This is a genomic window from Bradyrhizobium sp. INPA03-11B (assembly GCF_040446015.1).
Taxonomy (GTDB): Bacteria; Pseudomonadota; Alphaproteobacteria; order Rhizobiales; family Xanthobacteraceae; genus Bradyrhizobium; species Bradyrhizobium macuxiense_A.
Window position 1 is genome coordinate 1 of sequence record NZ_JASGSR010000197.1, and the last position, 9,916, is coordinate 9,916.

Annotated in this window: 2 protein-coding genes; both read right to left on the minus strand. The window is 66.7% G+C overall.

The features are described 5' to 3' along the window. Positions 1-90 precede the first annotated feature (90 nt). Positions 91-633, minus strand: a complete 543-nt coding sequence (locus QMZ05_RS39090; protein WP_353705610.1) for an RNA polymerase sigma factor — start codon at positions 631-633, stop codon at positions 91-93. 118 nt (positions 634-751) lie between these two features. Continuing rightward, positions 752-9,892: a filamentous hemagglutinin family protein gene (locus QMZ05_RS39095; protein ID WP_353705611.1), complete on the minus strand. Its 9,141-nt coding sequence runs from the start codon at positions 9,890-9,892 to the stop codon at positions 752-754. Between the last annotated feature and the right edge of the window lie 24 nt (positions 9,893-9,916).

Here is a 9,916-nt window from a genome sequence, read left to right on the forward strand (position 1 = left end):
GCCATATCGGCTTCCGCCAATGGCACGACCCGGCGGGTTGCCGACATCCCGTCGCACTTGCAGCGTCAAAGCGAACACACGCGGCATTGCTCACGCGCGCGGGCGCGGTCCGCCGAGGCGTTGCGGCAGCGCATAGTCGAGGCGATCGGCACAGTGGCGCAGTGCGCGCTTCAGGTCACTCTCAACCGTCCGTACGCTGACATCGAGCTGGGCTGCAACCTGCTGCGTTGTTCGTCCATCGAGCGAGATATGACGCAGGACCTCGCGAGACCGCACCGGCAACTCGGCAAGCGCGCGTTTGAAGGCGGCGATTTCAGAACGGGCTTCGACAATTCGGACGGTATCGGCGGTTTCGTCGCTGATATCCAACAGCTCGGCGATATCGGACGTGCCGGCACGACGACGTTGCGCCCGCCAGCGATCTTTCGCGACATTGAGCGCGATGCGGAGGATATAATCGACGGGGCTGCGGATCGCATCGGAATCCGGGACCCGGTCCAGCCGCAAGAACGCCTCATGCAGAGCATCATGGGCAACGTCGGGCGACCCGAGCGACCGGGTCAGACTCCAGATGATGCGATCATAGTTCTCCGCCAGCTCACTGCTTAGACGCGCTCGGTTGGCACCAGTCACGACCCGAATCTCCACGGCGCACTCTCAACTGCGCTCCGGGGAAGCACCTTTGCTTCCCCGAAGTTGCTCTTCGTTGCGGGATCACTGCCGCGCTGATTATCTGCGGGTGAGAGTGGCGCTACTCCGGGATGAGCTTGTGCCTTTCCTCTTCGGTCAGCGCGCGCGTGTCGGCTCCTGTGAGCGGACCGTAGCCGACCACCCTGACGGGATCGTTCGGGTTGTAGCTCTGCTTGCCGGCCGGAGGTTGCCGCCGATTTTCGTTCGGCGATGCGTCGCCTTCACCGGAGCCACCGCCATATCCGAGCACCTCGACGATGATCACCGATGGCTGGTTGTTGTTCGACGGCGGCGGTGCGGCGGTTTGCTGTGACGCCGCCGCCGTATTCGACGCGGCCGTCAGCGCGCCCACGGGCGGCCCCTGCACCGTCGGAATCCCGCTCGACGTGCCCTGAACCTGGATGTTCGCGGCATTGACGACTTGCAGGGCCGCGAGGTTGACGTTGCCCGAGACGCGAATGCCGGCCTCGCCCGCATCGATGGTGCCGAGCGGCGCGATCAGGTCGACGTTGCCGGGCAGCACCTCAGGGATCGGATTGAGCGTTGCGATGCCGGCACCGGTGGTGGGGACGCTGGGAGACAATGACACCTGTCCATAACTGTCAGTGACGCGCTTCGGCGGCGTATACACCTGCGTCGTCTTGGAGCCGCGGCCGGCGTTGATGTCGCCTTCCGCCGACCAGGCGATAATGTTGCCGCCGAAGGTCGTCATGATGCGCGACAGGCCGAGCAGCAGGCTGCCCTTCGAATAGGTCTCGATATCGCCCTTGCCCTGGGTGATCAGGCCCGCCGAGGCCGGCGGCACGACACCCTCGACGCCCAGCAGGATTCGGCCGCCGGGTGCGAGCAGCTGGATATTGCCGCCTTCAATCGTCCGGACGCCCGCGCCGCCGAACATCGTAATGTCGCCCTGATAGGCAATGGGCGCACCTGTGGGATCACGATCCGGGAACAGTGCCGCGATCGCCTGCCGGCCACGCAGGTAGGATTTCGCACGCGGACCGTTGGCGTCATTGTATTCACGGCCGCTGTCGCGCAGCTCGTCGTAATAGACCTGCCGCAGGAAGACCGCCTGCTGCTCCGGCGGCAATGATGCGAACCGCTCGCGCGCTTCCGCAACCGTGCCGCTGAAGCCGTAGTGCTCCGACAGCCAGTCAGCGAGGTCCTTCTCGTAGGTCTTCACCACCTTGCCGGGCTGGTCGGCGAGCGGCACGCCTGCCTTCGCCAGATTGGCGGGATCCAGATAGAGCAGCAACGCACTGTAATTTGCCGCATCCGCGCCGGCCATCATCAGCACCGAGGCACCGGGACGATGGTCGCCGGGGACCACCGCGCCGAGGCTCGTCACCGCAGCCTGATCTGCCTGGTAGATGTTGCGCCCCGCCGTCATCATCAGTGTGCCCGGACCTGCGACCTGCACATTGGCGTAGATGATGTCGCGGCCCGCCGACACGATCGAGATGTCGTTGTCGCCGGTGTGGAAGATCAGGTTGCTGGTCCGCATCCCGTTGTACGGCACATCCGGCGAGCCGATCGGGGTGCCGAGGCTGACAATGTCGCGCCCCGCCATCAGCTGCATCGGCTTTGCCGCGACATACCAGGTGCCCGCCGGCTGCGGCGTCGCGCCTATGCCGGTGTAGACCTCGCCGCTCTTGAAGCCGACGATATCGCCGGTCGCGGCATAGATCAGTGCGGGGTTCGGATCGGCGGCATGCAGATTGCTCGCCGTGTTCGGGCCGAATGCGAACAGCTCGACACCACGGGGAGACAGAGAACCAAATTGCGGGAAGACCGTTCCGGTGCCGTTGACATTGGTCGTCGTGATGTCATTGCGCTGCCATCCCCAAAACGCCGGTTGGAACGGCGTCGTCAACCCACTCAGATCGGCGCCCGAGATGTTGATCCCATAGCCATTGGCATAGATCGAGCGGCCGGCCAGCAACTCGAGTTGTCCAATCGGCGACGGCGCCAGCGTGAGCGGCGGCGGAATGTTGGTCGGCTGCGTGTCGTAGGCGCCATAGTAGATGCTGCCGCTGGCCGCAAGCGCGGTCAGCGTCGGCGGATAGACGTACATGCTGTCGGTGGGGCCATCGATGGTGTTGTTGACCGACAGATTGTTCTGGGTGGTGGGAACGAGGTTGCCACCGGCCGAGGCCAGATTGATCGCCGTCTCGTTGCGCCACAGCGAGAACCAGGTGGTGCCGCCGCCGACGTGCGGAACGCCGCCGACCGAATAGCTCGTGGTGTTCTGCAGCAGCACCCGCCCCGCATCAGCCGCGCCGGCCAGCACCAGATCGCCGCGCGCCGACAAATCGACCACGGCATCGCCGGGGATGATCAGCAGTCCGCCGAAGCCGAGGCCCTTGTTGGCCGTCGACGGCTCCGGCCAGCGCGGGTCGGCTGCAAGCTTCGCGCCATAGGTCAGGTTGATCCCGCCGATGGTTCCGGCCTGCACGTCGATCAGACCGCGGAGGTTGGTCAGCACGCCGCTGGTTTCGCTCGTGACCCTGGTGGTGATCAACGTCGGCTGCAGCGGGTTGAGCTGGCCGCCGATCTTGACCTGCATATCGCCGCCGCCGGTTAGGACCAGTTGCCCGTTCGGCGTGATGCGCCCGGTCGAGCCAACCGTGATGTTCAGCGCAGTCGAACTCGTCACCTGGTTACTGCCGGTTTGCGTCGCCAAGACACCGGCATCGCCGCCTGCCAGGACGGTGACGTTACCACCGCCAAGCGTGCCGAAGCCGGTGAAGCCGACGAGAGCCAAAGGCGTCGCATCAGGATCGCGCGGCTGCGGAAGTGCAACGGTGCCGAAATTGATCCACCACGCGGTCTGCTGGCCGGTGATGTTGCCGCCCTGACGCCAGAGCCAGTTGCCCGGGTTGCCGTCCTGGACGCTCATCGGGTTGCTCGAGATGCCGGTCAAATTGCCCTGCGCCGCCACCAGCAGATTGCCGCCGCCTTCGGGATACCAGGCGTGGTAGACGCTGCCGGCTTGACCGTTGACCTGTCCCTCATACGAGGCACCGCTGTTCCCGAGCACAGGGGTGCCCAACGGCCGACCGCGCGGCAGGTCGTATGGATTCGAGCCATCCGCCGCCAGGATTGCCGGCGACTGTGTGCCGGCCGTGTAGATGCCGAACGATGTGCGGACCTTCAAGTCCGAGCCGCTCAGTAGCTCAAGATCGCCGGTCCCCGTGCGCACCACGCTCGGTACCGGGAATTGCGTCTGCGCGGTGAGGCCGCCTGCATTCCACACACAATAGTCGGGAAGCGCAGCGCAAATGTCGGGATCACCCGCCTGTCCTGGCGTGCCAAATGGATTGGTGCCATCGCCCGTATCCGACCAGACCCAGCCAGCGGGCTGGTTGGTGAACACAGCCATGACTGAAGAATCGGCGAGCACCAGGCTGCCCGCACGCGAACTGCGCGGCCGCAACGCGCGGCTGTCGGCGGCGGTTACATCAGCGCCGGCCACGAGACGCAACGACCACGATTGCGATCCCTGCGGCAGCATTGGCGCCGCGGCCCAGATCCCGCTGGGTGTCGGGTCGTCGCGCAGTTTCACGAAGCTAGCGTCATCCGGTAGCTTGACGACCGTCGCGGACGGAATGATGGCGCCAATCGGCAGCGTCAGCGACCCGTTCAGCGTCAGGCTGCCCGGCAGCGGCACATTCTTCGGCCAGATCATCGGGCCGACCGAGATGGCGGAGGCAAACCGGCTGCCCGCGCCGAGGATCGTGCCCGCGGGCAACATGGTATCTTGGCGCAGCAGCGTGCCGCGCGCATACATGACTGCGCCGGAGGCATCGAGCACATCCGCGCGCAGCACCGTCCCGGCAGGCAGCGTCAGCGCGCTTTGCAGCGGAGCGTTGGCGGGAAGCACCTTGTTCGCCGCCAACGTGAATGCCTGCACCGGCAGGTCGTAGTTCAGCACACTGGCGCTCGGGAACAGGGTGCCGTCGGCGATCACCACGCCGGCGCGCGGGATCACGACGTCACTTGCGTTCGGCTGGGTGCCCTTGACCAGAAGCCGTGCGACCTCCGGCGTATTGGTGCCGTCGGTGCCTGCAACCGGCGGCGCGCCGAAGCCGTCGCTGACGTTGCCGAACACATTCAGATTGCCGCCGGCGCGGATCACCAGGCGGCCCGGCTCGCCGGAGCCGTAGATGCCCGTCTTTGCGGTGTTCGGGTTGAGGCTATCGTAGCGGTAGCGGGACAGGTCGATGTCGCCTGATATCGTCAGGTCGCCGTCTGGCGTCGCGCTCGCGATCTCGACGCCGGGCCGCAGATGGAATGCGTCGGCATAGGCGCGTAGGCCGCCAAGGCGGTTCTGCAGATCGGCATTCGCCAGCGCTGCCGTGATGAAGGCTGTGCTGGAGGTGTGCACGGTGTCCATCAGGTCCTGGTTGATGATGCCATCGGCCGGCCGGTAGGTACGGAAGCCGTTGACGGCGACGCTGCGCGCGCCCGCGATGGTCACCGGACCTGCCACATCGATCGCCACGTCGTTGGCGCCGTCGCCACTGCCGCCTGCGCCGCCGAGCCGCGGCGCGCTCAACTCGATCGTGCCGCGCGCGACATTGTCCGCCGAACCCACGTCGATCCGTGCGCCGGGCGCGAGGCTGAGCCGGCCCTGCGTCGTGGTCAATTCCACCACGGCCCGGTTCGGGGCATCGATCGGCTGGCCGTAGCTGTCGACGCGAAGCACCGTGCCATGGGCGTCAAGTACGGAAGCACCGCCGAGCAACAAGCCGTCGCGCGCAGCGAGCCGGATCGTGCCGACGCGCTCGCCGCTGGCATCGATGCGGCCATTGACGGTCAGGCGGCCGCCATCGACCGACACGCTGATGCTGTTTGCCACCAGCTCGTCGCCGATGGTGAGATCACCCTGCTTGAGCTGGAAGTTGCGTGCGCCGGTCACACCGGCGAGCGTGAGCCGTTGGTTCAACCCGGCGAAATCGTCGATCGTCTGCGCGCGCACGTCGATGCTGCCGGCAAGGAACGGCACCATCGTGCCACCGGCGTCGTAGTGCCCCGATGCGCTGCCGCGCAGCGAGCCGGCCAGCACCACGTGTCCGGCCGCGGCATCGAGCGCCGCTACCGACAACGATCCGGCGCGATTGTTCACCGCCGAGACATCGATGACCGATCCGGCCGCCTGGGTGATGTTGCCGTGGGTGCTTTCGAGCGTCACGTCGCCGCCCCAGCTATAGCGCACCGCGTCGAGCAGGCCGACGGTACGCCCCGCCATATCGATCCGCGCAGCGCCACTCACGACGATGTCGCCATCGGCAGAGACCGTCAGCTTGCCGCTCGGCAGCACGACGGCGCTCGATATCGCGACGGTGCCGCCGGTCAGGCCGATCTCGGCGCCGAACGCTGCCGGGCCTGCTGCGGCCAGCTCGCCAGTGCCGGTCAGGTTGAGTGCACCGCCGGCGGTGATGCGGTTGATCGAGCCGGAGTCGCCCGTGAGCACCGGAGTGATCAGATTGAGGTTGCCACCGCTGTAGCTGTATCCCACGCCGGTCCGGTACGCGCCCTGACTCTCATACACCGACAATGTATTGCGGTTGTTCGCGGTGATCCGGCCGCGCGCCGTGACGTTGAACGTCGAGAAGCCGAGTGCCAGCCGGTCCAGCGTCACCTGGGTGTCCGGCCTCGCCTCGCTGGGATAACCGAACACCACCTCATCGGCGATGATATTGAGCGTGCCGTGGCCGGTGCCGGCGCCGTCCTTGATCACTGCGCCGGGCGGCAGGCTGCGCGGTTCGTTTCTGCCGGTGCGGAGGACGCCGTCGTTGATGCCGTTCCAGACCAGTTGCCCGGTGGTCAGCGTTGCGGTGTCACCGGCCGTCCCGAGGCCGTAGATCGCGGGCGTGTTGAGCACGAGCGAACGGAGGCTGGACTGGCCGGTCGCAGGGTCGATCGTCGACAGATTGAGCGAGCCGTAGAAGTTGATCGACGACTGCGCCGTCAGGATCAGGCTCTCCAGCTTGGGGGCACCGATCACGGCGTTGCCGGCCAGCAGGCGGCCGAACACGTCCTGGTTCAGCACGAGACCGTCGGGCAGCACACCGGCGGCCCGTGCCGCGGCGATCGCCGCCGCGTCGCCGATATTTAGGTTCGGCGTGATCAACGAAAGATAACGCGCGCCGTAACGCATGCTATCGGCGATCGACAGCGTTCCCTTCTGGACACCGAAGGCAAGCATGCCTTCGGTCGCGATGGTGGCGGCCCCGACGGTGATGCCGCCGGCGATGACGCCGCCGGTCGAGAATTGCGGCAGGTCGACCCAGCCGTTCGACACGACCATCATGTTTCCGGTTCCGCCAATGCTGTAGGCGAATCCGTCGCTCGACGGCATCACGGTCGCAGCACCGGCCCCGATCGTGTCGATGCGCGCGCCGTCCTCGATCCGAATGCCGCCGGCGCCGGCCGTGATGAACACTTCGGGCGCGCGCAGCACCGCGCCGCCGCGCACCACGACCGAGTTGGCAAAGCCGTAAGTCCCCACATAGCCGTTCTGCAGATCGAGGCTCTGGCCGCCGCCGATCGAAATCCTGGCGGCGCCGATCGCATCGAGGTCGGCCGCACGCAGCGAGGCGAAGCCGGCTGTCGGCGTCGAGTTGACGCCGAGAATCTCCAGACGCGAAAATTGATCCGTGTCGACGCTGACCGTGCCGCCATAGCCGCCACTGCCCGGCGTGAACAATGCCTGCCCGGCGAAGGAAAACGACGGCTTGCCCGACGGCTGCGCCGACAGGATGAGTTGCAGAACCGCGGCATCGGCGGGCAGACTCGGCCGCGGCTGTCCGGTGCGCGCAGCGGTCGCGAGCATGAAGCTCGTATAGTCCTGCTCATTGTACTGCGAATAGCTGCGCACCGTGGCGCCCGGCGTGATCACCGCCAGATTAGGTTGGCTGGCATAGATCGGGGTATTGGCGACACTGCCGTAGGCCGTCGTCACGTAGGAGCCGTTCGGCAGTGCGACCGTGCGACCTCCGGGCTGGGTCTGCGCACCGAGTTCGACGCGGAACGCGCCGGGCAGCAGCGCATATGAGGCCGGCATCAGCGTGTACGTTCCCGCCGCGAGGCCGGGCACTCCGCCTCCGACCGTAATGCGCTGTCCGATCGAAGGCGCCGCACCCTGGCTGGCCGGCACGATCGGCGCATAATCCGCGTTCGCGCTCGGGACGATCGCGAACACCTGGTTCTTCAGGCTGCTGTAGCTGTTGCCCGGATTGGCGGCCGCCAGCGGATTGAGCAGCACATCGACCGAGCCACCGCGGCCGCTGATGAAGCCGGCGCCGAGCAGCTGGCCACCGCCGGAGAGATCGAGCAGTGCACCGCTGGCGACCGTCACCGCCGGACCGGACAGGCTGATGCCGCCGATCACTTCGCCGTACGCGTTAATGCCGTTGATGGCCTGCGTCACCGCGGCCCCGTTGTAATTGTACACGATGCCGTCGACGGTGCCGCCATAGGGCATCGCAAGCCCCGCGGCGCTCACCGACGTGATGCTGCCGGGCAGCAAGTCGATTTGCTGCGCGCCCGCCAGATTCTTTGCTATGGCCGAGCCGCCGAGAATGAGCGTGCCAAGCGGCGCACGCACGATGCCGCCCTGCTCGATTGTCTTGCCGTAGATGGCAAGCCGGCCAAATACCGAGAACGGCTGCGCCGGTGCATCGGCAGTGGTGCGGCCGAACCGCACAAGCTCACTTGCCGCGACGAGCACCTTGGCATTGCTGACGGGATAAATCTGTGCGGCATCGAGCTCCAGCGTGCGGGAGCCATAGGTGTCGCCGGTAACACGGATGTCGCCTCGGCTGACCACACGGACCTGATCGATGCCGGCAATGCTGGTCAGCACCGATGTCGACTTATCCGCCTGGATGATTGCGGTGTTGAGCGGCTCGAAAGAGCCGGCGAGATCGACCAGATCGGCATTGACTGTCAGCTGCGCGGTGCCCGTCTTGGCCAGCTGCGCGCCCAGCGTCGTGCCGAAGCCGGGTTGCCTGCCCCCGGTCACGCTGCCCGGACGGGGCTCGATCGCCCCTTCGCTCGGCGAGAACGAGACGTTGCCGAATGAGACGTAAGGCGCCGCAAGGTCGATCCGTTCGTTGCCTCCCTTGGCAACGAGGTTGCCGTAAATCCTGAGGCTCTGCGGCAATTTGAGCTGGACGTCGCCGTCGAATGCGATGGTCTCCGAGTAAAGGCGGAGGTTGGCGAAGCCGCCATTCGCAACCTGGTCGGCGCCGATGCGGCCGTGCCCAAACTGCAAAGCCGGGTCAGGCGCGCCCCACGCCAAATCCGGCGCAAGGCCGCTCGCGCCAGCTTGCGCCGCGACCTCGAGGATGCGGAACTTGCGCACCTCGTTCGGCGCCGGCCGACTGTCCGGATTGCTGTAGCTCGGCGTCACCAGGGCCAGCGACAGCGTACCGCCGGCAGCACCCTCGCCGCCGGCCCGTGCCGTCATGGTGCCATCGAGATAGAAGCCGCTCAGCGCGCTGATGGCGATGCTGCCGCCCGCGCCCGCCAGCGTGAGCGGATGCACGGAGTTCGAACCGGCTCCGGCATCCACCACATCGATGACTGCACTGGCGCCGGAGGCGTCGAGACGCGCGCCGGGCCGCAGGATGACAAAGCCGCTGCCGGCCGGTGCGACCACGCCGGGGGCCTCGCTGTCGTCACCCAGCGTGATCCTGCCGCCGGCGTCCGCGAAGCCATAGCGGCGACCGGAGCGATCGATCGCCACGGCGCTTTGCCCCGCGACGTCGAGGACGGCGTTGCCGGCGAGCCAGATCGACCGCGCGCCGATATAGGGATCACCGGGACTGCCATTCTGAAGGACATCGATCCGGCCGCCGGCAGCCGTCAGGCGGCCGTCGATATTGATCTGGCCTGGGCTGCGCAGCGTGATCGCATGCCCGGGATCGACCGTCACGCTCGCTTGCGTGCCGATCGTCAGCGTTCCTCTGGTCTGATCGAGGTTCGACTGCAACGTCAGGTCGGCGCCGCCGCGGCGGATCATGCGCGCGCCAACCGGATCCTCCTGGTAGAGCGGCGGCAGCCAGAGCGTCAGGGCCGACGACGGATCGCTTCCGCTCGCCAGATTCACCGCCGTCTCGGTGAAACGATAGACGGGCATCACCGCGTTGAGCGTTGCGTGGTTCGCCACCATCAGGCCGAGATGACCGTTCACGTCGTAGCTCGCAAACCCGGTACC